This window comes from Cupriavidus pampae, assembly GCF_914271485.1.
Lineage (GTDB): Bacteria > Pseudomonadota > Gammaproteobacteria > Burkholderiales > Burkholderiaceae > Cupriavidus > Cupriavidus pampae.
This window is the reverse complement of record NZ_CAJZAG010000015.1, coordinates 1-26,490: the sequence shown is the minus strand read 5'-3', so window position 1 is coordinate 26,490 and position 26,490 is coordinate 1. Positions and strand designations below refer to the sequence as shown.

Here is a 26,490-nt window from a genome sequence, read left to right as displayed (position 1 = left end):
GCAACCGATTTAGACTGGAAAAGACCTATCCCAAGAGGGAAGGCATCTTGAGTCTACGTGCTAATGGGGAGCCGTCCGCTGTCCGGAAAGTCGTCTTAAGGGACGGATAGTAAGTACTTCCGGCCTACCGTAGGGGCTGCCGTTCGTGCCGCGGGTCTGAAAACGCGTATGGCCTCACTCAATTGAGTGACCCCACGAGAGGGCGTACGGAATCTCGTCACTCGTTCGTGGATGGCGACGGTCTCTCATGAGACACGACAATGCGCCTGTCTTTAGAGATCAGAATGGCGGCCGTGTGCGCCATAGCGGCCGCCAATTCCAAATCGGCGACCTGCGGTGTACGCGGCGACTTGAAGTACATAGCCAAAGCGCCGACGAAGTTCCCGTGCGATGTCCGCAGAGGAAACGCCCAGCAAGCGCGGTATCCGAATTCTGCGATGAGCCATGCCCAGGGCTGCCATCGTTTGTCGAGGAGGATGTCGCACGTGGTAACGGGCTGATCCGACGATGTCGCGACTCTGCAGGCCACGGATTCAAGTGATAGTTCGGAGCCATCCACGCGCTGGGCGTACGCCTTCGGCATGCCGACCACATGATGCAGCGCGCTGTCTTGCTCGACATAGAAGGCACACCGCCGGTCATCATCCGTTTCGTTAATGATGGTCTGTAAGAGGATGCCCAGAGCCTGGCTGAGCGGGGCACCGTTCATCGCCGCCTCGAATGCCTCTTTCTGCGACGAGAGCCAAATCCGACCGCGGCGAAGCATGTGTTCGCTGGCCCATAATGCATTCTCCACGTGACGACGTTCGGTAATGTCGTCGAACGTTATCGCCACGCCCTCGATATTTCCTCCCTCTACAGGGTAGGGATACATTCGCCTGAGGTACCATTTGTCGGCGATGCTGTGCACGACCGTGTCGCGATGGTGACCTGCATTCAGGACGTCCGTGATGTCGGCGAAAAAGGAAGAGTCGCTAAACTTAGGTACCAGGTCCTTGATATCTCGACCCACGTCCTTCGGAATCAAGGGGAACAGCAGAGTCATGGCCGGCGTGAACCAGCAGAGTCTTCGTGCCTTGTCGAGGAAGATTGTCATGACTTCCCCAGACGAGAGAATGTTACTTAGCGTCTCCAGTTGCGCGATCTTTCCATGTAGTCTTGCATTCGCGCTGTGAAGATCGTCATTACTCGTATTGAGTAGTGCATTCGATGCAAGCAGCTCTTCGTTCAGCGTTTGCAGTTGATCGCGCGAGACGGTGAGTTCGTCATGGGAAAGAAAGGCTGGCTTCGAACCGAGTTCGGAAGATGTCCCTTTCATCTCCTCCGGCTGCCCCTGTTGACCTGTGAGCACTGCAACTGGTCCGAGGACACCGGGAATATTCTCCTCGCTCACGAATGACAGCAGCAGCCGGTTCGGAGGGCTGTCGTCGGATGGACGCATAGGCGTCATTCTGATTCGCAAGCCGGAACTCTCAGACAGCCCCTGCACTACACGTTGCTCATCCAGCGCGAATGCATCGCGCATGGCGTGGCGCAGTTGGTCGACCCATTGCCACGGCACGAGGGCGAAAAAATCATGGGTGGGGGCTCCGGCCGGAATTCGCAATACCGCGCGTGTGTCGCCGTAGATGCGAAGCAATTGCCCTTGCTCGTTCACAAGTACAGAAGGAAAGACGAACTGGTCCTCCGGCTGCTGCCGTACGCCATCGTTAAATGTGGGGATGTTGCGACGTTGCCTCGCGGCCATCTCGGCAGGTGGTACGTCGGGGCTTCTCGCTGTCTTCTGAAAAATGTTGAACTTCGCTGAGATTTTCCGGAATCCGTCCTTCGCCAAATCATAGGATTCGCTGCCGCCAAGGAACAGATACCCGCCCACACGCAGCGCGCTGTGGAGTACGCAAATTGCCTGGCGTGCGGTGGAAGGTTCAAGGTAGATCAGAAGGTTACGGCAGGTCACCAGGTCCATATCGGCGAACGGCGGGTCGGAGATCAAATTCTGCGATGAGAAAACCATCTGGTCGCGCAAATGACGCGTGACCCTGAACATCTTGTCAGCGCTATAGAAATAGTCTTTCCGCTGTTTTGCGGACACGGCGCCCAATGCTGGGGCCGCAAACACACCACGACTGGCGTGATGAAGGATCTCGGGCGAGGCATCTGTGACGAAACTCTGAAAACTCGCTGGGAGACTCATCTCCTGCTTGATATCCTCGAGCGTCATCGCAAGTGAGTACGCTTCCTCGCCGCTTGCACAGCCAGCGGTCCAGGTACGAACGGGATTGCCAGTACTGTTCGCTTGCATGAGGGGAATGAGGACATCCGCTTTGAGCGCCGCCCACGCAGCCGGGTCTCGAAAGAACTCGGTAACGTGGATAGGAAGTTCGCGGATGAGCGACTCGAGCTCGACGGCATCCTCCGCAATCAGGCACGCGTAGTCGGCAAAGTCGCGGACGCTTCGTACTTCCATGCGTTGTCTGACGCGCCAGAGCAATGGGGAGGTCTTATAACCGGTGAGGTCCAGGCCGGAATGCATGCGGATATGCAAAATGATTTGGGCCAACGCCCGGGTATCCTCCTGCGTCGGGCTCCGGTCCCGCTGAGGACGGGAATAACCTGCAGCGGAGCAAGCTACGAGTTGCTGTCCGATGGCTCCTGGCGGCAGAACGTGATCGTGGATGTCGCGCCGTATCACGGCGTTCGGCATGCCGTCGTGGACCGCCGTGAGCGGATCCTGCACGATCACGATGCCGCCGGCCTGCTGGATACAGAAGGCGCCGGCCGTGCCGTCTATCCCCGTGCCCGACAAAATGATAGCGATCGACCGTTTGCCGTGATGCTGCGCCAGACTCTCTAGGAAGCGGTCAATCACGTGGGTGTTGCCACGGTAATGGCTATCGCCTTTGTCCCTACGCGTGCGTAACGCATGCGGCCCGACAGTCAGCACGCAGTCGGGGGAGGGGACATACACCGCTCCTATCCGAGGCACCACATGATCCTTGGCCTCAAGAACGGGCAAGGGCGTCCAGTTGGAGATCAATGCGGCGAGGCGTTGCGAGTGGCCCGACGGAAGATGCTGCAGTACCACGATCGCAAAGGGCACGGACGCTGGCAGCTTTTGAAACACCTTCTGTAAAGCGACAATTCCGCCGGCCGCCGCACCAATCGCAACAATGGGCGTTAGCGTGCTCCCGGCATTCATTGTGCTCGATGGCTTCATCAACCCCTCGCATTAAGGCGGTGGCTGGCTGGCCGCTGTGTGGCGATTCTGGAGCGCGGCTCACCTGTCTGGCTGACTCATTGTCCTCCTTACAGCATCCGGAGAGGGACCATAGCGTTCAAATATTGGAGGCGTATCGTGAGTAGGTCGGTCGCGCAATGAACGGAACAGGCGCGCGGCGCTGCCAAAGATCAGCACCCAAGATGTGCAGGAGGCGCTTTCTCGTACGCTTTCCATGCTGTCACCTTGCTTAGTGGCTGAGCGTCGTGGGCTCTGCCGTCTCGCAGTGCTTCCCCCCACAATCCACTTCACGAAGCGGCGCGAATACCAACACTGCATAATCCAATCACAACCGGGGAATCTTGTGTGATGTTCCGCTGTGCGATATGACTATCGTGAGATCGGGGTATCGTTGCCATGCGTCAGCTTCCACACTGCACCGTCAGAAATAAGGCTGGAATCTGGCCACGATCGGATATGCATGACAGGAAGAAAATGGCACATGTGAAGATGGATATCCTCGCCGACTACATGTCCCGACGAAGAGGCGAGCGTTCTCTGCGTGAAATTGCCAAGGAAGTTGGAGTGAGCGCGGCAACACTGTCGCGCATCGAGAACAGGATGGCCCCCGACCTGGCGACCTTCGTGAAAGTTTGCGCGTGGCTCGGAGAGAATCCGGCCACATTTTTCGATTTGGAGCCCGTTTCGCCCCCTCTCAGTGACACGCAGATACAGATTAACGAGTAGTCCACGGCCAGGCGTGAACAGTGAGCATCTGTGGACAGGCCGCGGCTAAAGCGCGAGGTCGCGAAGCATTAGCAGAGGAGAGAAGCAGGACGAATTATTCGCTGCGACGACGGGGAAGTGTTGCGCAAATTCTATCAACGGTGCGCCGGCTGGTCAGGCCTAGGCGCAGCGAGACTTCCGCAGGCGTGACGCCTCGTATTAGCAGCCGTCGGCTGTATGTATTTCGAAGAATCTGTGGCCCCATCTCGGCCGCCGTGTAGCCGACAGCGTCGAAAGCCATTCGGACAATATTCCCCAGACTCATGTCAGTGACGGGAGTGCCCCGTTGCCGAAGGGTAAACAAAAGTTCGCCTTCAACGGGTAGCTTCCCGCGAACTCTCAGCCAGTGCGACAGTGGTGCGATGGCGAACGACTCGAGAGGCACAGTCCGGGCGATTCGGGGTCCCTTCGCCGGTACGTGCAAATAGGGCGCGCGCCCACGAGGATGGAGGTCTTGCATGAGTGCATGCCGGCCTTCTCGTGCCGTCACACCCGTACCAAGGTACATGGCCACGATCGCGCGACACCGTGCCTCCGCGAGGTCATCGTCTGCTACCGGCTGCACGAAGGCCTGCAACCGCAGGTCAACGCTCTTCGGCAGGAAGTGCAGGGGCGGGTCATCGTGCGGCCATTGCGCGCGCAGCACCAACTCTGCTGCCGGGTTTGTCGTGCGCACACCAGCATGCATCAACTGCCTGCAAAGGCGATCCACGAGCTTAAGATAGCGCATGCGCGTGGCCGGGCTGTGGTCGGCAACATCCTTGTTTAGCCAGAATCCATCCAGGAGCTCAGGGCCAAAACTGGAGAGTGTCGCCCCATGCCGGATAAGGTGACGGTAAAAACGATCGAACATTGCGCGATGCTGAACAATCGAGCGCTCGGAGAACGGACGCTGATCCGCGCCAGAAGCTTCGCGCTGTTGCCAGTCTGCATAGGCTCGAGCAGGGTCGACAAGCCACAATGTATCCATGGCGTAGTGTCCTGAGTGTTGTGGGGCTCTCTGGGTGGCCGCCCTATCGACGCATCTGCATGTGAAAACGGCACCGCACGGAGCGGGCCATTTTCACACATCAGCTAGCTTGCGGCTCCGCATGTAGTCGGGTCAGACCATTGCCACCTACCGCCGTGGCATCAAGCCTAGAGGTCCGAGCCCAGGAGCTCGCAGCGTGACGTCAGAGCGCCGCGTCCTTCAACTTTTTCAGGGGGCGCACCTTCACCTTCACCGAAGCGGGCTTGGCTGCGAACCATTGGTCTTCGCCGGTGAAGGGGTTCTTACCAAAACGCTTCTTTGTGGCGGGCACTTGGGTCGCGACAACTTTGAAGAGGCCGGGAAGCGTGAACTCTCCAGCGCCCTTCTTGTGCAGGGCATTCGTAATGGTGTTCTCGAGGTGGATCAACACGCTCTGAACCGTCTTCTTGTCGAGTTCGGTTTGCTCAACCAAGTGTGCAAGCAGACTCGACTTGTTGAAGGTGTCCTTCAGCGGTTTTGCGGCGGCGGCAGGCGCCTTCGTCGCAGGCGCAGCAGTTTTCTTCGCCGGCGCCTTGGGTTTTGCTGCCGTTGCCTTGGTGACCGCAGTTTGCTTCGTTGCCATGGTTCTCCCTGTTCCTCAAACGCCGGCACCCCGCCGGCTAACGTGGAGCATAACGAAAATCACGGCAGTCGTACAACCGCTTTCCAGTACGTCCTGCGAGACCTGTGTCGCGGTCGGGAAAGCTCGCTGGTAGCTTTGTTGCGTTGCCCGGCCAACGAATCTTGAGTCCGGCCCGCCATTCGCGCCAAGCAGTATGCCTGTACGCATTCGTTCTGGCGACCGCCGTCCGCAACAAAAACGCCGCCATTGATGCGGCGACAATCAATGCAATCGCGTAACTGCAGACTCCAGTGAAAGGCCCCGAGAGAAGTCCAGCTAGTTACCGAGAGGTGGCCACTCGAAATCTCTCCGCACAGTAATTTATATACTGAAATACATTCCCCACGCAACCTAGCGCATCTCCGATGCGCTGTCTATCTACAGCAAACGGGGAGCGTAGCCTCAACACCTCCAATACGCGAGGTTCCGGTACGGACCTGAGGAAATAGGGCAGAGTCATTTCCCGATGGGTCGCGCATTTCCGTCTAACTAATGAGTTACGCTGACTTTGCCATCAGCTCGAATAGCCTCGCGATGATGCGGGCCGGCACACAAGGCTTCTCAAACACCGCATCAAACAGGTCAGGATGACAATGGCCAATTTCGGCCTGTGCCGCGGTAAGCAGCACCAGCGGGATCTTGGAGAGCAAGGAGTCTGCGCGCATCGCCACTGCCATCTCGAAGCCAGACATGACTGGCATCATAAAGTCGGTAATGACGGCGTCAGGTACTTCCGCCGCGATGATTCGAAGGCCCTCGGCACCGTCCGCAGCGGTGATTGCCCGGATGCCTTCCATAGAGAGCATCACCGCCAACGCGTCGGCGTTGATAGATTCATCGTCCACGACGACTACGGTTGCCATGGCTGACGTCCGATCTGAATTTCCTGACGGGAGTCGAGCGCCAACTGTCGGCTATGAAGAAAATCAGGCATGATCGCTAGCCGGCCGCTCAAATGCAGCCCGCCTTCGCGAATTTGTACTTCGTGCAAGCCATTGTCGAAGGCGCTGTCTCGCATTTTTACGATATTGAGCAAACGACTCAATTCACCATCGATTACTGTTTGCCGTAGACGCACCAGGTTGTCCATTAAGCTCGAATACTCTGGCAACGGCGCGACATCGCCCCCGGAGCTGTCGCGCATCTCAAGCGCCGCGACAGTTGTTGTGCCCCAGCGCGCGAAGTTCATTGGTAAGGGCGGTGTAAAACTCGATCTCGCGGGCCGAATGGACTGCAGCACGTTGGAAGCCTGTCATGCCGTCGATGAACACCCGTCGGATACCATGCTTGCGGATAGTATCCAGCAACTGATGACCGAGGAAATCGAGCAGATTTTCACGCAGCGGATTCCAGCAAACATGAAGGGCGCCGCAGTGTTCAAGCGGCTCGATTGGCAGGTGAAGCGCCCGGGCCTTGACGCGGAGTCGTGCCGGGGATTCGTAGAAACCAAAGAACAGAGCTGGGCAGTTGCGCGTGGCCGCGCTTACAAAGTTCAATCCGAAAGTCGTTTTTCCGCTCCCCGGAGGTCCCATGAGGAGGGTAACGGATTCGGTGACAAGTCCTCCCCCAGATATCCCATCGAAGCCGTGTACACCGCTTGTCGCTCGCTCCTCAACAACGCTCGTCTCATCGGATGATGGGGTGGCAAGCGCTTCGAGACGGGGATAGACATCGATGCCTTTAGCCGATATTCGGTACTGATGGAGTCCAGCTAACGACGCGCTGCCTCGCGATTTCGCGACGCGAATCAAACGAACGCCACGTACGCCCACCAACTCTTCCTTGAGTTGAAGCACGCCATCGACCATTGTGTGCTCACGACTCGCATCGTCGATATGGGAACTCGTGAGTAGAAGCACCGTGCCACCTATGAGAGCGGCATAGCCTTGCAGCTCCGCGATGAACGTCTTGATGTCCAACGCCGCCGCGGCACTATCCTTTGCGATTGAGAAGCCGTCCACGATCAACATCGTGCAGCGCTGTCGAACAAGCTCAGCGCGAAGCGTACGCACCAGCCCTGGCAGCCCGCCTTCACGGAGAACCTTGGACAGGCTGATGTAAATTATTTCTTTATCGACAATCGAAGTGTCGTAAAAATCGAACGTCGAAAGTGACTGGAAGAGTCTGTCGTGGGATTCCGCGAGAAGCGTTACGTATAAGACGCGAGTGCCCCGGCGCGCCTGAAGGAACGCTACCTGATTAGCGAGGATTGTCTTGCCCGTTCCTGGGCTCCCCTGGACGATATACGATGCCCCGCACAAAAGGCCACCGCAAAGGATGGTGTCCAATCCGGTGATTCCTGTCTCTAAACGTTCGGATTGCCTCATGGTTCGACTCCCCCAGTTCCCCTCCCAGAGGCAACGTTCATGCCACCGGTCGGAGGGCTCGTGTGCTCTTAATGCCTGCTTTCTGACGTACGGGAACCAACGACGCCGGCTTCACGGCCTTCGAAAGTTGTCCGTAGCCGAGTATCCGCAGATCATGCTCGTGGAAGGTACGTCGAAGATGCTGGTCCAGGAAATCACGAAGCGAGTCGTAAGAGAATCGATTGACCCGCTTGATCAATCTCTCAGATTCCGAGACTGCTCGTTGCCACGACCGGTCGTGTACCAAGAAGTAGGGAGGGACATCTTGGCTTGTCCTGCGTAGCGACCGGATGCCCGCATCGATTCGAACGAGATCGGCCCAATCGCCTGGCAGCGATTGAATCAGATGGACCTCGAGAATGGCTTCAGAGGAAGTTGAACCGATCAGGAATCGATGAAACATCATAGAGGCCCCTAGTTGATTCCTACTGTGTGCGGCAGCAGAAGCGCGAGCGGCACCAGCGGTATCTGAGCATTCTCCGAGTTCATGGATGTCGATATCGGTTGCCGTCCTACGTAGAGGCTGCGTGCGGGAGTTCGCTTCGCGCCGCGCTATGAGCTCCCAAACAGGGAGTGAATGCGTGCAAGAAAAGTCGGGGATATGCCGCCTCGCCCCAGTCTCGCTTCGATGCAATCCAAGATATCTGTCCCTGAAGCGCGGCCCCCATCTTTGCAATGTCACGCAGGACTACCGGACCTTTCTGCAACTGCACCATCGTGGTTGTGCCGGAACTGCATTGCGATCGCGATATCCGTGCCTCGCCTTCGAGCAAACCTCACGTATCAGTGGGAAGCATCACCCTAGCCCTGAGCGTACGTACCAGTTGTGCGTTGTAGGGATGAGGTGCGATACCGTCGGCGCAATTGTGTAGGCAAGACACATAGCACCCGGCACGATCATTGCGCGAAGAGTGATTGCGTTCCCTACGCTGTGTGCGCTCCACCTCAGCGATCACGGAACGTCCACAAAGAACATTTCCACCCGTGAAGGTTTGAACCACGGCCTGCCCCGCTTATAAGGCGCCCGCCTGCCGCCCCGCCTTCCCCCTACCAATCTACCCGGGCGACCGGCGTGCGGAGGATCTAGCAGTTTTCTATGGATGGCTGATATGCGAATTGCGGCGGACATAGCTGGTCAGCATTAAGGGGGATCGCATGGACAAGCAAGCGGTGGGTGAGACAGAGACAACGACTGAAGGGCTCGCAGCCTTGACCAGGCATGTTGTCACCGGATCCATCAAGGGCGAACTCGACCCAAAGTTCATTCGTACCCTGGCGGAGCGCATTGCCAACGAATACGACGCAATGTTTCGCTGCGGACGGACGGATGGGGAAGACGCGGACGACGTCGTGGCTGCAATGAACATGCTCAAGGCAATAACGGACTCGAACGAGGGCAAGCTCTTGTCCTGCGCGCTGAATCGCCTCCGCTCGGCGGACGCAGACGCGGACGAATTGGAGAGGGTGAGTCGGGACGTAAATTAACGCAGAGGACACATTCGCGACAAGTTTGCGCGAATATCCGACGCCCGTGAAAAACTGCACGCCTTCTTCGCAGCTCAAAACACCAAGGCTCGCAGCTGTAAACCCCCCGGGCGGGTCAATACCGTCTCGTCCCAACCATGGCGTCGTCAGGCGTTTGCGCTGAATCATTCATCGCTCCCCTGACCACGCCCTCATCGACAACGGAGATCCCCTTGAAGAATCCATGGGTGAAAAAGAACCCCTTCATGAGCATGTGGCTGAGTCAGGCCAATCGTGTTGCGGGTGCAACGCGCGGCCGAATCACTGCGGAGGCAAAACGTCAGACGACGACGGCAATGACAGAAGGTGTTGCACAGGCGACCAAGTATTGGACCGAGGTACTTACACCCAGAAAGCCCAAGGCGAAGAGACGATCCAAAACCGGTTGAAGATGTTGGAAGTTTCGGCGATGGGCGCGCGCTCTTCATCGACCTAGATGGGCGCTGTCCACCGCTGGGACACTTTGTGCATATCCACGGATGAGTTACTCGGGGCTCTGCGCTGATCCGCACCGCCCCGCCGAGATCCTCCGGAGGTACAAAAAGGATCGTGACGAAACACTCCGCAGGTCCAGCGATGCCTGGGGCGTGATCGCGACCTATCTACACTGCCGAGCACCCACCGAGAAATGGAGTGAAAGAAGATATCGGACAGCTGCCGCGGGAGTTGGCGGATCACTTTACCGGGCCATTCCTGCGCTTTCTTCGCATTGAGGCGATGGCCGGGGCTGTCCTGTTCGTTTGCGTCGTCATTGCGCTATCCCTTGCGAACTCCGGATGGGCTGCCCAGTATTTTGCACTCTGGGATACACACTTCGGTTTCTCATGGGGAAATCTTGGATTCACGCGTTCGATTCAGCATTGGATCAATGATGCGGCGATGACGCTGTTCTTTTTCGTCGTCGCCCTCGAGCTCAAACGTGAAATGGTCCTGGGAGAGCTTCGCGACCTCAAGGTCGCCGTGATGCCCCTGGCTGGCGCACTTGGAGGTATGGTCTTTCCCGTTGGGCTGTTTCTGCTGCTGGTGGGCGATGCACCGAGCGCCGCTGGGTGGGGAACGGTGATGTCAACGGACACCGCTTTCGTGATCGGTTGCCTTGCCTTGCTTGGTCGGCGCGTACCTGAAAGCCTGCGACTGTTCCTGTTGGCTCTCGCAATCTTCGATGACATCGCCGCGATTGCAGTGGTTGCCGTCAGCTATAGTGGCGCATTGCAGTGGGTTCCGTTGGTGCTAGCGGCATCCGGCTTCGCGATCGTGATGGTGGCAGCCCGAATTGGAATTCGGAGCGTCCCGTTCTACGTCGTGCTCGGCGTTGGTATCTGGCTCGCCGTTGATGCTTCAGGTATTCATGCGACGCTGACCGGCGTAGTCTTAGGATTGATGACACCTGCGCGTAGTTGGGTCAGTGATGATCGCCTGCATGCCATACTCGACAGGGTGGTTGCCTACCCGCCAGGCCGCCATTGGAGCGGCGATACGGTGGGGAGGCGAGACCTGCAACGAGCGGGAGTGGCGACTCGGGAAGCAATGTCTCCCATTGAGCGGCTCGAGATCGCTCTTCACCCATGGATCGCGTTCGCCGTCATGCCGATTTTTGCTTTGGCGAATGCGGGCGTCACCTTTGTCCCGGCGACCGTAGACCCCGCACTCGCTACAGCGATTTTCCTGAGTTTCGTGGTGGGGAAGCCTGTGGGAATTGTTGTTTGCTGTGCGCTCTTTGTGGAGCTAAAGCTCGCACATCGTCCGAGCGATCTTCCCTGGTCAACGCTCACGGCTGGCAGCTTACTGGCGGGTATTGGATTCACCATGGCGCTGTTCATTGGAGGTCTGGCGTTTAGTCCCGAACTGATAGGGTCAGTGAAGGTTGGGATACTTGCCGCTTCGCTGATCTCGGCTTCGTTTGGAATGCTGGCATTGAGACTTCTATCCGTCGCGCGCGTCTCAACGGGTGCGAGGATCTAGTCACCGTTCGGCACCAGGCAAAGGAGGGTGACCGGGCTCGGGAACCAACTCGTTCACTGCGAGAGGGAGTCATGAATCGACTTCAATACACGGTCCAACTTTCCTACAACGTGAAGGATTCCTGGGCGGATTTTATTCTGAACGTTGAAGCAGCGAATACTGCTCGACAGTCCGTCGTCTTCGAGCGACTGGACGTTCTGCCAGCAGTCATTGCCAGCCGCTACACCGATCCTATCCTGTGCAATCGCCTTCTAAGGCTGCGGGTGCCCAAAGGCCCCTTCACGGTGAGCTATGAGGCCATAGTTAACATCGATCATGCGCTCGACGAGACCGAATCGTTAGCTGAGATCCCAGTTGCGGAACTTCCGTTCGAAGTTCTCAGGTACATAACCCCCAGTCGCTACTGCGAATCCGACCGTCTCATGGAATTCTCGATGCGTGAGTTCGGCACCATGCGTCAGGGATATGCCCGCGTCTACGCGATCCGAGAATGGGTCCGAAATCACGTCCGCTTCCTCTCGCATTCAACTAACGAGCGGACATCGGCCTTGGATACTGTTGTCGAACGTGCCGGCGTTTGCCGCGACTACGCGCACCTGATGATAGCAATCTGTCGTGCGCTGAGCATTCCCGCACGCATGTCAAGCAGCCTGGACTATGGAGCAGACACCAGAAGAAGCCCGTCTGACTTTCATGCGGTGGTGGAAGTCTATCTTTCTCACCGATGGTACCTGCTAGATCCGTCCGGCATCTCGATCCCAACCGGATTGCTACGCATCGGCACCGGCGTTGATGCCTCCGCCATGCCATTTGCGGCAATCTTTGGCAGTGTGGATTCTGAGCGTCCTCAGGTAACCGTCCAAGCATGTGTCGATTTACCCGCTGGAATCGAGATGCCGGTCTTCACAGCAAAGGCCATCTCGACCTGGTAACACCGCCCCGGGTTCGTGGGCCTATAGCTAGCGAGTTCAACGTTCTGCATTCGTCGATTGGCTCACACGGGCAGAGCCTTTCGCGTCTGCGGTTTCGCTACACCGCCGACGCTTCAGATTACGCCCTTCTGTTGCGGGAGTAAGCCCAGACTGAGGACGACGTCCACCGCAGCTCGGCCGCCAAGCTCTGCAACGAGATAGGCCCAGCGTCGGCTATATGGGCCAGCGAAGACTTTTGTACGTTCCCCAATCGACTTCGTACCTTGCGACGATGCCGGCCCCTCGATCTGAAACCATACATCAAACATATCCTTAGCTACGTTCTCGAGCTCGACGCGAATGCCGAAACCGCGATACTTTGTTGTCCGTTCCATGACATCATCTCCTAGCCACTGAACTACCGCAGGAAGCCTCGGCACTGCCACCCTCACGACTGAGAATCCCGCTTGCTTGCCGCTATCTGTCCCGCAATAGTCGTACCAGAGCGTACTCGCACCTCGGGCGGATTCGGGGGACTCATGCCCGGATAGCACATCCTTTGCCGATGCCATGTCCGACAAACCGACTCAGCGCCTCGTGAGAAGATAACGAGGCTGGCCCAGGTCCGCCTGCTGGTGAAGCGAGCCTTGCAACGAGGGTTTTGCGTACACGCCACCAACTTCGGATGGCGTCAGTTCATCCAGTGACCCTGCATAGGCACCGCGGTCGTCCTGCGACAGAGTGGTGGTCGTGCTGGTACTGAAGCTGGTCAAGTCCCAGGCTGCGATGAAGAGGGCCGCGATGAGCGGCCCGATGACGAAACCGTTGAGTCCAAAAAGCGCCATACCACCCAGCGTGGCAATCAAGATGACGTAGTCCGGCATCTGGGTGTCCTTTCCGACGAGAATCGGTCGCAGAACGTTGTCCACCAGGCCAATGACCAGCACACCGAATCCCAGCAGGATAAATCCGCTCACCAGTTCCCCCGTCAGCAAGAAGTAGATCGCGACCGGAGCCCAGATGAGTGCCGCCCCAATCGCTGGGAGAAGCGACAGCACCGCCATGAGCGCGCCCCACAGAAGGGAGCCCTGGATTCCGAGCACTCCAAAAATCGCTCCGCCCAGGACTCCCTGTGCAAGCGCAACCGCGATGTTGCCTTTGACTGTCGCGCGAACCACCGTGGTGAACTTGCGAATGAGATGCTGCTGATGTGATGGGCTGAGTGGTGCGACAAGCCGCAGCCTGAGCGACAGCGCCGGGCCATCGCGCAACAAGAAGAACAACAGGTAAAGCATGATCCCGAACCCGATCATAAGGTGTACGGCGTTCTGGCCGATGCTCAAGGCGCGCGTGGCTAAGAATTGACTTGCCTGCATCACGCTCGCACTTAGCTTGTCCTGGATGTCTGAAACACCTCCGATGTCAAAGCGCAGCAGTGTCGCTCGCACAGACTGTGGTAGCGCTTCGAAGGCTTGCTGAAAGTAGACGCCAAAGTCGATCTGACCTACTCGAATTTTCTCGTACAGATTTGCGCCTTCATCCACCAATGAGATTGTGACAAGAGAGAGTGGCAGGATGACCAGTACAAGTACAAGTAGCAGCGTCAGCAGTGCCGAGATGGTTCGTCGGCCGTGAAGGCGCTTGACGAGGCGCCGCTGGACCGGCGCAAAGATGACGGCGAGCACCGCGCCCCAGAACACTGCTCCATAGAAAGGAAGCAAGAGCCAGAAGAAGGCAATAGTCACCACCCCCAGCAGGATATGGAACGATTTCTGATGCATGCCGCTCGGATGACTCATGGACGATGCCCCTTCATTAGTTTGAACACCAACGCAAGCTCTGTACCCAGCCCACGTTGATGCTTCACGAGCTCAATTACCCCGGCCGGACAATCACTAGCGTCTCGCTACGGGCCTTGAGATTCCCTTGGATGAGCGGATCTCGTCCACTATCCGGGCAACCAGAAGGGCATCGAACCGGGGAGGGCGACGCACCGTCGGTCCAACGATTACTACAAGAAGAAGGTTCGTTACCGGTACAAATACGAGGGATGTGGCACTGGTCAATGGCCGTCGCTTTTGAGGAAGACTCTCCACAGCATGACCATGGCTCGTCGCGGATTCTTTTCTTTCTGAGAGACGAGCGTTCCCAAGTTGGTACGCGCCTTGCGACTACCCTCATGTGGCATTCAGCCACGACAAGGAGTTCATCATGGCACAGCAACCTGGACAGAATCAGCAGCAGGGCAAGCCGCAACAACCTGACGGAGTTGACGGCGCAAAGGACAAGAGCGGGGCGCTCCCAATTCAGGAGCAGGACGAGCAGGGAACGCAGCCAGAAGAGGAGGAAGGCGGTACCGATGCGCAGCTCGAAGACGATGACAAGAAAGAACAACGCGAACCCCAGCAAACCGCTGGCCGCGAAAAAGGCGATCAAAGCGTGTAATGCGCGCCCCTATGCAGAGTTGCGGCAAAGCATATGACTGTCGCTGCCCGGATTTCCTATGGGGAGCGGGCCTCCTCTGTAGCAGGGATACGCGCCCATGTGCCATGTTCTGATTTGCCGTTCGTTTTCGCACCAGGCGCGTCACTTGTGACGCGCCGATAGCGAAGAACAGCAGACGGAGAAGGGCGGCTACGGCCGCCCTTTTCTCTAAGCGGGACGAACTAGGTTCGCGTCAGCACCCGGACCTCACCTCGGCGTGCTATCACATCAACAACCACTCGGCTACCCATACGGCGGATGGCAACATCCGCACTCCCATCGCCGATACTCAGGTTGCCGAGAAAGACTTCATCGAGAAATCCAGGCAGAGATGGTGCATCGAAGGTAATGGCAGGCTCGTGCGGATCAAAGTCCAAGCCGAGACAAGCCTGCAGAAGCAGAAGCGGCGCCGCAGCTGCCCAGGCTTGTGGGGCGCATGCCACCGGGTAAAAAGTCGGACCTTGGCTACGCTGGCGAGGAAATCCGCAAAAAAGCTCTGGCAGACGGCGTTGATCGATGTATCCAGAGGCTGCGAACAGGCCTTCGAAGATTCGTCCGGCCTCGCCGTGATAGCCATAACGAGCCATACCTGCCGCAATCAGCGAATTGTCGTGTGGCCACACGGAGCCGTTGTGATAGCTCATAGGATTGAAGCGCGGCGCATCTGTGGATACTGTCCGAACTCCCCAACCGCAAAAGCTCGTGTTGCCCATCAGCTTGGCGATGACCGATGGCACGCGATCAGGCCGTGCGATACCCGTAAAGAGTGCATGTCCCGCATTGGATGTGCTCACCCTGCACGGGCGCTTGTCCCCATCGAGAGCAAGAACGTAGGTCCCCAGCTCTGCGTCGTAGAATCGCGCGTCGAAAGCCTCGCGTAGTGCTTCAGCCCTGGTGGTATAGGTTGCAGCCCCCGACGTGTCTTGAAGCGCCGCGCAGATGGCCGCAGCAGCTAGCCATGCACCGTAGACATACGCTTGCACTTCGACGAGGGCGATTGGGCCGGGGGCGAGCCTGCCGTCGGCGTGGAACACGGAGTCGCGACTATCCTTCCACCCTTGATTGATGAGGCCATCCGGCGATTGTCGGCCATACTCAACGAACATATCCCCGTCACGGTCGCCATATTCCGTGATCCAGTTAAGAGCAGCGAGAATATTCGGCCATAGCGCGCCGATGGTCTTGATGTCGCCCGTTCGCTGCAGGTACGCGCCTGCCAGAACCACATACAGAGGCGTGGCGTCGACACTCCCATAATAAAGGCCGAACGGAACCTCCCCAAGCAGCGCCATCTCGCCGTGGCGTGTCTCGTGCAGAATCTTCCCTGGTTCTGCATCAGCCTTGTGGTCAACGAACTTAGCCTGTTTCGCTCCGAGGTATTGCAGTACACCCCGCGCGAGGTGAGGGTCCATCCATAGTGTCTGCAAGGCAGTAATGATCGCGTCGCGCCCGAAGGCCGTACTGAACCAAGGGATCCCAGCATACGGATACAAGCCGTACGGCGTATTGGTCAGCAGCATATGCAGATCGGACACACTGCGACGTGCCAGTTCGTTGAACATCTCGCTGGACGAAGTGACGAAAGCCTCGGGGCGACACATACGTTGCAACTCTCGCCGGGACTGGCGCAATGCCATCAGAAACGTTCTTGGCCCTGCGGGCTCTTCAGAGAGCGACGCGCAGCGAATTTCGACACTGAGTCTTTGCGCCGACATCGGCTCAAGCATCAACTCATAACTCGCGCAGTCTCCGGTCATGTTGAAGGGGACTGGATGAAAGCTCACCTGCGTAGTTCGCACGACGTTGTCCAGGCCGGTGTAGCCCAAGGTTGCCGTTTCTTCGGAAAACGTTACCGCATGCAATGTTCCCCGACGCGGGCGCAGAGCTCCGCGCACCTCAAAGAGGTCAGCAAAGTCGGCATCGAAGCTTATGTCGACCCGCACGCGACGGGGAAACTCGTCAAAATTCCGCACGATAATACGTTCGTAACACGTGCCATTCCAGAGGAATCGGGTGCGGCGGATATGAATCAGATCGCGCTCCAGCCTCAAATTTCCTTCCGCGTCCGATAGATCGGGATTGGTCAGATCACAGGTCAGTGCCGAGTTGTCGTCGCTCAAGGTGGAAGACAGCAACATGGGCCGGGCGCCGTCGAGGGTGAGTTGCAGAAAAGATAGATGGCGAGTATCTAAGTGATACAACCCTTCAGGACTGCCCAGGGCGCCAACCGCATCGCCGTTATGATCGAACAGCCCGAAAGTATCTCCGTGCTTAAGCGTCCGCGGCCGGCGCTCTTGCAAGGAGGCCGACGTAGGAATGTAGAACTGGGCAACATGGGGGGCACCTTTGACCAGTGCTGCGTTGGCAAGCCGGGCGGGCAATTCGAAAGGCATAGGATCTTGTCCCTATTTAGGCGAGCACGAGTTCATCGGGCGCATCGCGCGGCGCGTCGCTGGTATCGGATAGTGACAATTGCCGATAGATTCGAACGTAATCGCGAGCCATCCGCTCGACAGTGAAACGGGCCTCGAACGCCGATCGGACAGCTGCGCGCGGGAGGTCTGGAATCTTTCGCACGGCGGCAACGGCCTCCTCGACTGTCCGGACGATATAGCCAGTTACACCGGGATCAACCACCTCGCAGACAGAGCCGCAGTCGAACGCGATCACCGGTGTGCCGCACGCCATCGCCTCGATCATTACCAGTCCGAAGGGCTCTGGCCAGGCAATCGGGAAGAGCAGGGCAGAAGCATTCCCTAGAAACTCTGCTTTCTCGTGCTCGTTGATCTCACCGATGTATTCCGCCTGGGGATACGCAGCCAACAGCGGCTGAATGGTGCTCTCCCAATAGGCGCGGTCTACTTCGTCGATCTTCGCCGCAATCTTGAGGGGAAGACCGGCTTTCGCCGCGATGGCGATAGCATGATCAGGGCGCTTCTCCGGCGAGATGCGGCCTAGAAACGCAAGGTAGCCACCGGCGGGTTTTGCACGGTACGCCAGCAGCGCACCCGGGATGCCGTGTAGAACGGTGCCGGCCCAATTCACCGCCGGCATCGGCGAACGCTGCGCGGTGGACACGGACACCAATGGGAAGTTCGGAAAGTGAGCGTAGAAGGGGGAAATGTCCGGGAGATCAAGACGTCCATGCAGGGTCGTGACAAACCCAGCAGGCACCTGCCGCATCAACGGGTAATGCATCATGTCGATGTGGAAGTGAAGTATGTCGAAGTCCCCGGCTCTAGCGGCTACCTCATCGAGCATCATCATGTAATACGGCAGCGGGTCTCGCATTCGAACACCCAGTCGCAGCGCAACGTCACAACTCGAAACGAGTGCCGCGTGGGTAATAGAGTCCCCGCTAGCGAACAATGTCACTTCGTGGCCTTGTCTAACCAGCTCTTCCGTCAGATAGGAAACAATCCGCTCCGTCCCGCCATAGAGGCTGGGTGGGCAGCGCTCGGCGAGGGGCGCGATCTGTGCAATTCTCATGGCAACTCCCTTGGTCTGGTTGTAATAACGCAGGCAAGGTATCCATGACAGAGCCTGGGTGATGAAACGATTAGACAACGAACGTCGCTCAGAGAACGAGACGGCTCTACTACTACAGTAGGCTACCGAGGGGGGAATTGCTTCCCCGGCGGCCTTGAACGCCAGCTACATCGAAATAACCGCCTTAATGCAACCATCTTTCTTGTCGCGGAACGTCTTATACATTTCTGGTCCCTGCTCGAGCGCTATCCGATGGGTGATGACAAACGACGGGTCGATCTCCCCTTCGACAATCCTGCGTAACAAGTCGTCCGTCCAGCGGTTCACGTGGGTCTGACCTGTTCGTATCGTCAACCCCTTGTTCATGATCGCGCCCATCGGGAATTTGTCGACCATTCCGCCGTACACGCCCGGAATCGACAGTACGCCTCCTGGCCGACAGACGTATGCCATTTCGCGTAGGACGTGCGGGCGGTCCGATTCCAGCATCACTGCCTGCTTCACGCGGTCATACATGGAATCCATGGAGGCAGACGCATGCGCTTCCAGCCCGACCGCATCAATACACTTAGCCGGTCCCTTACCATCCGTCTGTTCGTTGAGTGCATCCACCACGCTGACATGTTCGAAGTTCAACGCGGTGGCGCCGATATGCTCGGCCATCGCCAGGCGCTCGGGGACGCGGTCAATCACGATCACTCGACCTGCGTTGAGCATCAATGCACTCAGCGCCGCGAACTGCCCGACGGGGCCGGCACCCCATATCGCCACCACTTCGCCCGGCTGGATATCGCACTGCTTAGCGGCCTGCCAGCCCGTGGGAAGAATGTCGCCGAGAAATAGCACTGACTCATCGACGATGCCCTCCGGGACTACGACAGGTGCGACATCGGCGTAGGGTACGCGCACGTACTCAGCCTGACCACCTGAATACCCGCCAGTGAGATGGCTATAGCCAAACAGACCGGCCGCCGTGTGCCCGAAGGCCTTATCAGCGGTACCTTTATTGCGATTGGTCCGTTCGCACAGGGAAAAATTGCCGCGACGGCACTGATCGCACTCCCCACAGATGATGGTGAAGGGGACGACCACGCGATCACCAACCTTCAGGCGATGGTTCTCCGCGCCTACCTCCACAACTTCGCCCATGAACTCATGGCCGAGGATGTCACCGCTCTCCATGCCGGGAATAAATCCGTTGAATAAATGGAGATCAGAGCCGCAGATCGCACAGCTTGTCACCTTAACGATCGCATCTCGCGGATGCTCGATGCCCGGATCAGGAACCGTGTCACAGCGAACATCATGCTTTCCATGCCAGCAAAGTGCCCTCATGTCAGTCTCCTCGGTGTCACCCCATACTGGGGCTTACATCTCCACGCAACAGTCATTCCACCACTCAGCGAATGCGCACATGTCCCTGGCTGCAGACCAAAACAATAAAAAAGCTCGCCACTGGGCGAGCAAAGGTAAATGGATATCGAGCCGGCAGCTCGCAGCCCTGAGGCCTTAGAACCTCAGACCTCAGGCCTCAGGCCTGGAGAATCTTGTCCACCGCGGTCAGTTTGCCGCGTCCGAGGGCTACCCGATTGGGAGGTGTCAAGCGATTTCGCCCATCAGCGCGAGCTTACGTTGCTCAAGCTGTGCGGCCATCTCGCGCAAATCGATCTTCGCCTTGACTACCGCTTCGAACAGCTCGCCTTCTTCCTCCTCGACGTGATGGCCGACGTATTCGGTAAGCACCGTGTAGTTGGCTTCCAGCATGTCTGACTCACCCAAACCGATCGCGGCAATGAGATTTTTTGCGACCCCATGCTCGACTTCCGCCTCATCCAGCATGTCATCGATCTTGTCAGACTTGCCTCGGAGTCCAGGGTAGAAAATCTCTTCTTCGATCTGCGCATGTACAGTCAACTGACGGCATGTCTCTGCCGCGATCGACTGTTTTTCCTTGTCATTGCCGGTGCTGTCGAATTGCTTGAACAGCTTTTTTACCGCGCGATGGTCGTCCGCAAGCATGCCTAGGACGGCTCGTTGTTCAGTCGGTATCTTTGACTTATCCATGATGAATCCTTGTGGGTTGGTGGAGATTTTTTTTGCCCTGGCTTGCGCAGACGTCGCCGGCGTGCCGGACGTGCTGCCAGTGGCAGTGATGCTGACCTACTGAGGTCTCGCGTGATTCGGACTGTCTGTACTGCTCAACAGTTAAAGAGGCCTACGTCCGGCGTTGAAGAGCATGCGCCCTAGGACGTTATTCGGGTCCGGGGCCACTATCCGGCAAAACAACGGCTGCAGAGGGCGAGCGCACCGGCGGCGACCACGCCCAAGCCGAGACCCATTCGAAATGGTGCTCTATGCCAATGCCAGCATGCCGATTCGAACAGATGCATGGTCTGTCCCCTCAATGGCTCAGCAGGGGCCACGTGGAGCGCATCACTTCTGCTCTGCCAACGCGCCGACGGCGCCGAGTTCTGCACCAGTCATCGGTTCCGATTCGGGATCTGACTGGCCGCGAGCGGCGAAGCGCATGACAGCCTCTTGCTCGTCTGCTGAAAGCTTAACGGAAGCTGTGCCGTCCCCACCGTCGACTGCGGGCTCCGGGTCCTCCACGTACGCGAAGGTTTCGTCGCTATTCCACGGCCCGCGTTGATCGTCATTGGACATGTTGTAATAGATCGTCGCGAACCGCTCGTCGCCTGGAAGCTTTCCGGGCGGGAAATTCGGCGATATCGAGTAGAGCGCCTTCTCAAACGATTTTTGATGAGCGATCTCGCGTGTCATGAGGAACCCCAGTGCTTCCTTGATCCCGGGGTCCGTGGTGACGTTCATCAGCCGTTCATAGACGATCTTAGCGCGCGATTCCGCGGCGATATTGGAGCGGAGATCGGCGGTGGGCTCACCAATACTGTCGATGTACGCTGCAGTCCATGGCACACCAGCGGAATTCACCAGAGCCGGGCCACCGCCAAACAGCAGTTGCGTGACATGGCTGTCGTTTCCCGCGCCGGTCATGGACCGGTAGAGATCTGCTTCGCTCTGTACACCTTCGGCAAGCTCGCCCTTGGCGCCCCGATTGAGCATGGCAATGATCGACCCCACGATCTCAAGGTGACTCAGTTCCTCGGTAGCAATGTCGAGCAACATATCCTTTCGCCCCGGATCCTCCTCCGCCAACGCCTGAGTAAAGTACCTGCAGGCCGCGGCGAGTTCCCCCTGAGGGCCACCAAATTGTTCGAGAAGCAGATTAGCGAGGCCAGGATCGGCTTGTGCGACGCGAACGGTGTACTGCAAACGTTTGTTGTGAATGAACATTGTGGACCTCTGTGATTGCCCTGCGAAAGGCAAGGCAAGACATAGGCGCAATCATCGTGCCCGCCAGCGCTGCTAACTTGAGGTGATCGGCAACAGCGTCGCTGCCCTCAATAAGCGGCGCATGGTCGACCAGTTCACGATGCTTCGCGAGTTTCCTCTTTTGACGTTGCACATTGCGGCGCCGAATCGGGAGCAAAGTTGCAGTAATGGGAGAAGGTCATGGCCCGCCGCCGCAGTCGAAGCGTATGATCTGAGGAGACCTTAGTGCGGCGAAACGTGATCGGCGACGTTGGCAACGTACTGGCTTTGAGGACAAACTCATGCTGACTAGCCTGTCCACTGATTGTGCAGCATCGGTACGCCCCTCGTTTCCGCTCGTTGGTATTGGCGCATCGGCTGGTGGACTGGAAGCGCTATCGGACTTTTTTGGCGCGCTTCCTGGCGACACTGGTGCGGCGTTCCTGATCGTTCAGCATCTAGACCCGTCCCATGAGAGTTTGCTGCCCGGAATTCTGGCCACGCGTACAGAAATGGAAGGGGTCGAAGCGGTGGACGGAATGCAAGTAGGGATCAATCGGGTCTACGTGATTCCGCCCAACACCGGAATGTTGGTGAATGGCTGGAAGATTCACCTAGAGCCACGTGGCAACACACTGGGCCCTCCCATGCCCATCGATGATCTTTTCGACTCGCTGGCGGCGCATGAAGGTCGGAATTGCATCGGCGTCGTTCTTTCGGGTGGAGGGTCGGACGGCGCGTTGGGTCTGCGTGCGCTGCAGCGAGAGGGTGGGATTACGTTTGCGCAGGATGAGGAGTCCGCAAAATTTTCCAGCACGCCGCGGGCGGCAATTGATACTGGCTGCGTCGACTTCGTCTTAAAGCCGCGCGAGATCGCGGCAGAGATCGGACGGATCGCAGCTCTCCCGATCCGTCCGTCTAAAGACGATGATCAGACAGGCCCCGACGCCTTGGAAGGCCCAGCCCTTCGACGCATTTTCTGGCTCTTACAATCAGCCTGCACTATCGATTTTACCCATTACAAGCGCGGTACTGTCGAGCGCAGGCTCGCGCGCCGCATGGCGTTGCGGCAACTGACATCGCTTGCAGAATATCGTGCGGTACTTGAAGAAGATCCTGCCGAGACCCTTGCGCTAGGTCGTGACCTGCTCATCCGCGTCACGGAGTTCTTTCGTGATCCGGAGACCTTTGACACCCTGGTGCAAAGCGTTTTTCCTCGCATTCTCGGCGCGGCGAGTGTGAATCGGCCCATTCGGATATGGGTGCCAGGATGCGCAAGTGGGGAGGAGGTTTATTCACTCGCCATCTGTCTTGCTGAGTACCTTGGGCCCCGACTTCCGGATACTCCAGTGCAAGTCTTCGGCACGGACGTCAGCCTTGAGGCTCTGGAAGCCGCTCGCTCCGGGCGTTACATAGAGAATATTGCGCGCAACGTCTCGGCGGAGCGCCTGAGTCGATATTTCGTTCGCGAAGGTGAGTACTTTCGTATCGACAAATCTCTACGTGACATGTGTACCTTTGCGCGACACAACGTCGCGGAGGACCCTCCCTTCTCGCGCATGGACCTGGTCAGTTGCAGGAACCTGCTGATCTACCTCGAGCCGGTATTACAAGCCCGTGTGCTGCCTCTCTTTCATTACGCATTGCGCACTGAAGGCGTTCTGATGCTCGGCCCTTCCGAAACTGTCGGTGCATTCTCCGAGTATTTTGGTGTCCTGGAGGATGCAAGTTCCAAGGTCTATATCCGAAAACCACGACCGAGTATTCAGCCGTCGTTACCGGGCACAATCGCAGACCGGGGCCATGGAGGAACAAATCGGCATGGAACGTCTGCTCGTGAACAAACCCGCGAGACGCAACTACGCACAGAGGCCGACCGCCAAACTCTGGGGCGCTACGCGCCGCCGGGCGTGGTATGCGATAGCGACCTCAATATCCTGATGTTTCGCGGCGATACAAGTGGGTGGCTTTCCAATCCGGATGGCCCCCCGAGCATGAACCTTCAGAAACTCGCCCGGCCGGAGATTTTTCTGGCCGTTACGGAAGCGATCAATAGCGTACGCCAGAGCGGTGCGCCGGCTCGTCGGACAGGATTGCGGGTCAATCTTGCTGGCAGCGACTGTGCGGCGAGCGTTGAAGTGCATCCCGTAAAACTGGCGGGCATCGACTCGCGCTGGTTTCTGGTCTTTTTCGAGGGACACATCTACCCTCCGGTCACGCAAAGAGGATTTGCAGATGCACCTCTCAGGGCATTGATCCTCCAATTGCTGCAGCAGCGGGTTGGCCAGCAATCCGCTCGTACCCGCAGCGGGAAGGATGAGGAGATCGCACGGCTGACAGACGAGCTTGCCACAACCCGCGAGCGTCTCAGAGCGGCGCTGGAAGAGCACGAGAGCGCCCGCGAGGAACTCAAGTCCAGCGAGGAAGAGCTGCTGTCCAGCAACGAGGAGTTCCGCAGCACGAACGAGGAGCTGGAGACGGCGAAGGAAGAGCTCCAGTCGATCAATGAGGAACTCTCGACCACAAATGATGAACTGCGATATCGGGTGCGCGAACTCAAGGAGTTGCACACCGATGTTGCGGGGGCGAGAGATTTTGCGGAGGGGATCATCGAGACGACGGCGCAGCCTATCCTCGTGCTTGATGGCGGCCTTCGCGTGAAGCGAGCCAACGCCGCTTTCTGCCAGATGTTCTCCACCACCGTCGAGGGTACGGCAGGCTGCCGGTTATACGCACTGGGCAACGGCCAGTGGGACATTCCGGCGCTACGTGAACTGCTCGAGAATGTGCTTCCCCGGCATTCCGCGGTTCGCGATTACGAGATCGTCCACGCTTTCCCCCGAATCGGCCTGCGCACCATGCGACTCAATGCGCGCAGGTTAGACTGGTCAGGGCAGGGGTCGATTCTTTTGACGCTCGAAGATGTCACGCGGCAGCGAGCGGACTTCGCCCGGTTGCACGAAGCCGATCGTCAGAAAGACGAATTCCTGGCCATGCTTGGACACGAGTTGCGCAACCCGCTTGCTGCAATTCGCAGCGGCCTACTCGTCTGGCAACGCGGTACGGCCGATGCCGTGACGGTTCGGCAGGTGCAGGCGTCGGTGCAGCGACAACTGGACCATGAGATTGGCCTCGTCGACGATCTTCTCGACGTCTCACGAATCACCCGTGGCGTGATCGTCGTTAAGTCCGTCCAGATAGATCTGGCTGAGCCTGTGCGGCACGCGATTCAGACCCTGCGCCCGCTTGCGGATCTGCAACGGCACGAGCTTACGCTCAGGCTGCCGCCGAGCTCGCTAATTGTCACGGGTGATCCCCTGCGACTTGAGCAGATTGTTAGCAACCTGCTGGCGAACGCCATCAAGTACACCCCAGATGGCGGCCATATTGCCCTTACACTCGAGCGCCAGGGCCATGAGGCAGTCATCACCCTGACCGATGACGGTATCGGGATGAAGAACGAAGTTCTGTCACCAATTTTTGACATCTTCGTGCAGGCAGACTCGCCTGCGGAACGGCGTCAGTCTGGCCTGGGACTGGGACTGGCTCTCGTGCGTAAGCTAGTCGAACTGCATGGAGGCACCGTCCATGCAACGAGCCCAGGGCCGAACCAAGGCAGCACGTTTGTCGTACGTTTGCCCGTGTTGCCCCACGGTACATTGGCGGATCGCCCCTCAAAGCCTGTCGAGATACCAAGTGCCCCTACCAGCCGCCGAATACTGCTTGTAGACGACAACAATGATGCCGCGCAGAGCACGGCCGCTCTTTTGCAACTGGATGGGCACGAAGTACGTATCGCCGCAGATGGAACCGCGGCTCTTGCATCGGTTGAGGAGTTCCAGCCGGAAGTGATCTTGCTCGATATTGGTCTGCCTGACATGGACGGTTATGAAGTGGCACGCCGGATCCGCGAAATGCCAGAACAAACCGGCGTGCTCGTGGTTGCCCTCAGCGGCTATGGCCTTCCTGCCACCGGACACCACAGACAGGGCGCAATCGACCACTACATGGTTAAGCCCGCGGATTATCAAAAGCTAAACGCATTGATCAGCCGCAGTCGTCAATAGCGGTTAAAGCAGATCTCAGCGGGGCAAGGGATGCGCGAGGAAAAATCGCAGCATTTCCGCACTGGCGTCTGGCCCCTTGGGGTCAGTGTAGGAACCGTCAGTGCCGCCCCCCGACCACGCGTGACCGGCGCCATGGATCAGCCAGTATTCGGCATCCACACCGCCCGCCGAGCTAATCTTCTCGCGGGTATATCTGCGGCCGGTTGTGGCCCTGTTCCTTTCCGTGTCCTTGGGCTGTCCTTGTTGATACGGCTCCATCAGCCTTGCCCCGTTCGACGGATGCACCGTGTGATCTGCATCGCCATGGAAGACGATCAGGGGACGTACCGCCTTCACTCGTTGAGCCACGCCTCGCTTTGAAGGTCCAACTCCTTTGCCGCCGTTCATCGCAGCTAGCGCAGAGGGTAGGTCGTGCGCGCTTCCTGCCGGAAGTCCTGAGTGAACGCCCGCGGCAGCGAAGAGACCCGGATAGCTCTGTACCATCACAGCCGCCATTGCGCCACCGGCGGACAGCCCGGCCACAAACACCCGACTCTGATCGATGCGGTGAGCAGCCATCACCTCACGCGTGATGCCAGCAATGATGGAAGGCTCTCCCTGATCCGCTCGTTGATTGCGTATTTCGGCGAACGTGACCGCCGATTTCGGGATCGTGACCGATTCGGCGGGATGGGAGTTGCGCGGTGTCGATTGTAGGGTTTCGTATCAGTCTTGGTCGAGTCC

At 58.1% G+C, this 26,490-nt stretch carries 20 protein-coding genes; 6 read left to right on the top strand and 14 right to left on the bottom strand.

Features of this window, described 5'->3' with window-relative positions; all coding sequences use genetic code 11:
- Positions 1 to 217: 217 nt before the first annotated feature.
- Complete coding sequence (locus LDO41_RS30210) at positions 218 to 3,217, bottom strand: chemotaxis protein CheB (protein ID WP_223994979.1); 3,000 nt, start codon at positions 3,215 to 3,217, stop codon at positions 218 to 220.
- A 477-nt stretch (positions 3,218 to 3,694) separates the two neighbouring features.
- Here LDO41_RS30210 and LDO41_RS30205 point away from each other — a divergent pair, with 477 nt between their 5' ends.
- Positions 3,695 to 3,964, top strand: a complete 270-nt coding sequence (locus LDO41_RS30205) for a helix-turn-helix domain-containing protein (protein ID WP_223994977.1) — start codon at positions 3,695 to 3,697, stop codon at positions 3,962 to 3,964.
- A 94-nt stretch (positions 3,965 to 4,058) separates the two neighbouring features.
- Here LDO41_RS30205 and LDO41_RS30200 read toward each other — a convergent pair whose 3' ends face one another.
- The 5 genes from LDO41_RS30200 to LDO41_RS30185 all read right to left on the bottom strand — a co-directional run bounded on the left by LDO41_RS30200 (position 4,059) and on the right by LDO41_RS30185 (position 7,961).
- Positions 4,059 to 4,973: a tyrosine-type recombinase/integrase gene (locus LDO41_RS30200; RefSeq protein ID WP_223994974.1), complete on the bottom strand. Its 915-nt coding sequence runs from the start codon at positions 4,971 to 4,973 to the stop codon at positions 4,059 to 4,061.
- A 202-nt stretch (positions 4,974 to 5,175) separates the two neighbouring features.
- Positions 5,176 to 5,595, bottom strand: coding sequence for an HU family DNA-binding protein (locus LDO41_RS30195; RefSeq protein ID WP_223994972.1), 420 nt, complete (start codon positions 5,593 to 5,595; stop codon positions 5,176 to 5,178).
- A 536-nt stretch (positions 5,596 to 6,131) separates the two neighbouring features.
- Entirely contained in the window at positions 6,132 to 6,497 is a 366-nt protein-coding gene (locus LDO41_RS30190; RefSeq protein WP_223994970.1) for a response regulator, read from the bottom strand.
- Positions 6,485 to 6,778: a P-loop NTPase family protein gene (locus tag LDO41_RS34180; RefSeq protein WP_253074814.1), complete on the bottom strand. Its 294-nt coding sequence runs from the start codon at positions 6,776 to 6,778 to the stop codon at positions 6,485 to 6,487. Before LDO41_RS34180 ends, LDO41_RS30190 begins: the two co-directional genes overlap by 13 nt.
- 1 nt (position 6,779) lies before the next feature.
- A complete protein-coding gene (locus LDO41_RS30185) occupies positions 6,780 to 7,961 on the bottom strand; it encodes an ATPase domain-containing protein (RefSeq protein ID WP_253074813.1) in 1,182 nt (393 codons plus the stop codon).
- Between the two features lie 1,194 nt (positions 7,962 to 9,155).
- Between LDO41_RS30185 and LDO41_RS30180 the strand changes: the two genes are divergently transcribed.
- From LDO41_RS30180 to LDO41_RS30165, 3 genes are all read left to right on the top strand, one after another.
- Positions 9,156 to 9,485, top strand: a complete 330-nt coding sequence (locus LDO41_RS30180; RefSeq protein WP_223994968.1) for a hypothetical protein — start codon at positions 9,156 to 9,158, stop codon at positions 9,483 to 9,485.
- Between the two features lie 672 nt (positions 9,486 to 10,157).
- Positions 10,158 to 11,486, top strand: coding sequence for a Na+/H+ antiporter NhaA (nhaA, locus tag LDO41_RS30170; protein WP_223994964.1), 1,329 nt, complete (start codon positions 10,158 to 10,160; stop codon positions 11,484 to 11,486).
- A 71-nt stretch (positions 11,487 to 11,557) separates the two neighbouring features.
- Positions 11,558 to 12,418 (top strand): transglutaminase-like domain-containing protein, encoded by an 861-nt coding sequence (locus LDO41_RS30165; RefSeq protein WP_223994963.1) that lies wholly within the window; start codon positions 11,558 to 11,560, stop codon positions 12,416 to 12,418.
- Between the two features lie 113 nt (positions 12,419 to 12,531).
- Here LDO41_RS30165 and LDO41_RS30160 read toward each other — a convergent pair whose 3' ends face one another.
- Together LDO41_RS30160 and LDO41_RS30155 are read right to left on the bottom strand one after the other, a co-directional pair.
- Positions 12,532 to 12,792, bottom strand: a complete 261-nt coding sequence (locus LDO41_RS30160; RefSeq protein WP_223994960.1) for a hypothetical protein — start codon at positions 12,790 to 12,792, stop codon at positions 12,532 to 12,534.
- 192 nt (positions 12,793 to 12,984) lie between these two features.
- Positions 12,985 to 14,196, bottom strand: coding sequence for an AI-2E family transporter (locus LDO41_RS30155; protein ID WP_223994958.1), 1,212 nt, complete (start codon positions 14,194 to 14,196; stop codon positions 12,985 to 12,987).
- A gap of 412 nt (positions 14,197 to 14,608) precedes the next feature.
- On the opposite strand from LDO41_RS30155, the gene LDO41_RS30150 reads away from it, so the two are divergent.
- Positions 14,609 to 14,842 carry a hypothetical protein gene (locus LDO41_RS30150; RefSeq protein WP_223994956.1) on the top strand — a complete coding sequence of 78 codons (234 nt, stop codon included), beginning with the start codon at positions 14,609 to 14,611 and terminating at the stop codon, positions 14,840 to 14,842.
- Positions 14,843 to 15,063: 221 nt separating this feature from the next.
- Here the strand turns inward: LDO41_RS30150 and LDO41_RS30145 are convergent, their stop codons facing one another.
- The 5 genes from LDO41_RS30145 to LDO41_RS30125 all read right to left on the bottom strand — a co-directional run bounded on the left by LDO41_RS30145 (position 15,064) and on the right by LDO41_RS30125 (position 21,682).
- Positions 15,064 to 17,274 (bottom strand): amylo-alpha-1,6-glucosidase, encoded by a 2,211-nt coding sequence (locus tag LDO41_RS30145; RefSeq protein WP_223994954.1) that lies wholly within the window; start codon positions 17,272 to 17,274, stop codon positions 15,064 to 15,066.
- A 16-nt stretch (positions 17,275 to 17,290) separates the two neighbouring features.
- Positions 17,291 to 18,370 carry a glycosyltransferase family 4 protein gene (locus tag LDO41_RS30140; protein WP_223994952.1) on the bottom strand — a complete coding sequence of 360 codons (1,080 nt, stop codon included), beginning with the start codon at positions 18,368 to 18,370 and terminating at the stop codon, positions 17,291 to 17,293.
- A 165-nt stretch (positions 18,371 to 18,535) separates the two neighbouring features.
- Positions 18,536 to 19,705, bottom strand: coding sequence for a zinc-dependent alcohol dehydrogenase (locus tag LDO41_RS30135; RefSeq protein WP_223994950.1), 1,170 nt, complete (start codon positions 19,703 to 19,705; stop codon positions 18,536 to 18,538).
- Between the two features lie 264 nt (positions 19,706 to 19,969).
- Entirely contained in the window at positions 19,970 to 20,434 is a 465-nt protein-coding gene (locus tag LDO41_RS30130) for a hemerythrin domain-containing protein (protein WP_223994947.1), read from the bottom strand.
- A 369-nt stretch (positions 20,435 to 20,803) separates the two neighbouring features.
- Positions 20,804 to 21,682, bottom strand: a complete 879-nt coding sequence (locus LDO41_RS30125; RefSeq protein WP_223994945.1) for a manganese catalase family protein — start codon at positions 21,680 to 21,682, stop codon at positions 20,804 to 20,806.
- Between the two features lie 320 nt (positions 21,683 to 22,002).
- On the opposite strand from LDO41_RS30125, the gene LDO41_RS30120 reads away from it, so the two are divergent.
- Positions 22,003 to 25,767, top strand: coding sequence for a chemotaxis protein CheB (locus LDO41_RS30120; protein ID WP_223994943.1), 3,765 nt, complete (start codon positions 22,003 to 22,005; stop codon positions 25,765 to 25,767).
- A 15-nt stretch (positions 25,768 to 25,782) separates the two neighbouring features.
- Here LDO41_RS30120 and LDO41_RS30115 read toward each other — a convergent pair whose 3' ends face one another.
- Positions 25,783 to 26,388 (bottom strand): extracellular catalytic domain type 1 short-chain-length polyhydroxyalkanoate depolymerase, encoded by a 606-nt coding sequence (locus tag LDO41_RS30115; RefSeq protein WP_377745172.1) that lies wholly within the window; start codon positions 26,386 to 26,388, stop codon positions 25,783 to 25,785.
- Between the last annotated feature and the right edge of the window lie 102 nt (positions 26,389 to 26,490).

What these genes read in the sequence shown, in the direction of transcription:
- LDO41_RS30210 (WP_223994979.1), bottom strand. Translation starts at nt 3,217, where the DNA reads ATGAAGCCATCGAGCACAATGAATGCCGGGAGCACGCTAACGCCCATT.
- LDO41_RS30205 (WP_223994977.1), top strand. Translation starts at nt 3,695, where the DNA reads ATGCATGACAGGAAGAAAATGGCACATGTGAAGATGGATATCCTCGCC.
- LDO41_RS30200 (WP_223994974.1), bottom strand. Translation starts at nt 4,973, where the DNA reads ATGGATACATTGTGGCTTGTCGACCCTGCTCGAGCCTATGCAGACTGG.
- LDO41_RS30195 (WP_223994972.1), bottom strand. Translation starts at nt 5,595, where the DNA reads ATGGCAACGAAGCAAACTGCGGTCACCAAGGCAACGGCAGCAAAACCC.
- LDO41_RS30190 (WP_223994970.1), bottom strand. Translation starts at nt 6,497, where the DNA reads ATGGCAACCGTAGTCGTCGTGGACGATGAATCTATCAACGCCGACGCG.
- LDO41_RS34180 (WP_253074814.1), bottom strand. Translation starts at nt 6,778, where the DNA reads ATGCGCGACAGCTCCGGGGGCGATGTCGCGCCGTTGCCAGAGTATTCG.
- LDO41_RS30185 (WP_253074813.1), bottom strand. Translation starts at nt 7,961, where the DNA reads ATGAGGCAATCCGAACGTTTAGAGACAGGAATCACCGGATTGGACACC.
- LDO41_RS30180 (WP_223994968.1), top strand. Translation starts at nt 9,156, where the DNA reads ATGGACAAGCAAGCGGTGGGTGAGACAGAGACAACGACTGAAGGGCTC.
- LDO41_RS30165 (WP_223994963.1), top strand. Translation starts at nt 11,558, where the DNA reads ATGAATCGACTTCAATACACGGTCCAACTTTCCTACAACGTGAAGGAT.
- LDO41_RS30160 (WP_223994960.1), bottom strand. Translation starts at nt 12,792, where the DNA reads ATGGAACGGACAACAAAGTATCGCGGTTTCGGCATTCGCGTCGAGCTC.
- LDO41_RS30155 (WP_223994958.1), bottom strand. Translation starts at nt 14,196, where the DNA reads ATGAGTCATCCGAGCGGCATGCATCAGAAATCGTTCCATATCCTGCTG.
- LDO41_RS30150 (WP_223994956.1), top strand. Translation starts at nt 14,609, where the DNA reads ATGGCACAGCAACCTGGACAGAATCAGCAGCAGGGCAAGCCGCAACAA.
- LDO41_RS30145 (WP_223994954.1), bottom strand. Translation starts at nt 17,274, where the DNA reads ATGCCTTTCGAATTGCCCGCCCGGCTTGCCAACGCAGCACTGGTCAAA.
- LDO41_RS30140 (WP_223994952.1), bottom strand. Translation starts at nt 18,370, where the DNA reads ATGAGAATTGCACAGATCGCGCCCCTCGCCGAGCGCTGCCCACCCAGC.
- LDO41_RS30135 (WP_223994950.1), bottom strand. Translation starts at nt 19,705, where the DNA reads ATGAGGGCACTTTGCTGGCATGGAAAGCATGATGTTCGCTGTGACACG.
- LDO41_RS30130 (WP_223994947.1), bottom strand. Translation starts at nt 20,434, where the DNA reads ATGGATAAGTCAAAGATACCGACTGAACAACGAGCCGTCCTAGGCATG.
- LDO41_RS30125 (WP_223994945.1), bottom strand. Translation starts at nt 21,682, where the DNA reads ATGTTCATTCACAACAAACGTTTGCAGTACACCGTTCGCGTCGCACAA.
- LDO41_RS30120 (WP_223994943.1), top strand. Translation starts at nt 22,003, where the DNA reads ATGCTGACTAGCCTGTCCACTGATTGTGCAGCATCGGTACGCCCCTCG.